2 protein-coding genes are annotated in these 816 nt (G+C 26.8%); both read right to left on the reverse strand.

Annotated elements, in window-relative coordinates:
- Window positions 1–567 (reverse strand): DUF4435 domain-containing protein (locus B0A78_RS14180; RefSeq protein ID WP_123907324.1); only part of this gene is annotated, 567 nt, incomplete at its 3' end.
- On the reverse strand, window positions 567–816 hold a 250-nt coding region (locus B0A78_RS14185; protein ID WP_145955923.1), incomplete at its 5' end, for an AAA family ATPase. The genes B0A78_RS14180 and B0A78_RS14185, both read right to left, overlap by 1 nt.

The following is an 816-nucleotide window of genomic DNA, read 5'->3' on the forward strand; positions in this document are numbered from 1 at the left end:
TTTAGGAAATTTATCATCTAGATTTACACCAGTCTGTATTCGTTGACTATTTCTTATATCAATTAAACAAGAGTACCAAGCATTAAACAATAAAACCGAATTATGAAATTCTTCTTGTCTTTGCTCATATAAATTTAGATATGTATTATGCAATGGGTTTGTGGTTGCTGACAAACTAAATTCATTAATTAATATTTCTTTAAATACAGAACTTGAAACATATAAATTTTCAATAGAATAACAAGGTGTCTCAAAAACAGGAGGATTCAGTTCCTGAAGTGGTTCATTAAAATCTCTATCTATAAAAAATGCTTTTTTATATCTAGTATAAACTTCTTTATTTTTAATAAGTTCATAAACCTCAAAAACTTTAGATCGTCCTCCACATTTTATAGGGTGATAATGATTTGTATATTTTTTTATTCTTGGCACATAATAAGGATTATCCTTACCCTCAAAAAAACAAAATAAATGATTTGGCAATGCTCTAGTTGAATTAGCAAACTCTGTAAATGCTACAACAGATTCTCCTCTGCTATTTCTCAAATCGTCAACACTTAAATTCATTATAAATTTTCTTTTGAGATTGAAAAATATTCATTTAAACCTACAGCATACCTATCTAATTCATTATCAAAAATAAATGGGGAGTGTGTAACTGCCAATAAAAAATCACATTTATTTGAATTTATTATATCAGGCAATAATTCTTTTTGCCATAACATACTCAAAGAAAGTTCAGGCTCATCAAATAAAACTATAAACCTTTTATCTTCTGCTGACAGGTAAATTTTTGAAAAAATTGAGATAATTTGT

Source organism: Flavobacterium columnare NBRC 100251 = ATCC 23463 (assembly GCF_002530675.1).
Taxonomy (GTDB): Bacteria; Bacteroidota; Bacteroidia; order Flavobacteriales; family Flavobacteriaceae; genus Flavobacterium; species Flavobacterium columnare.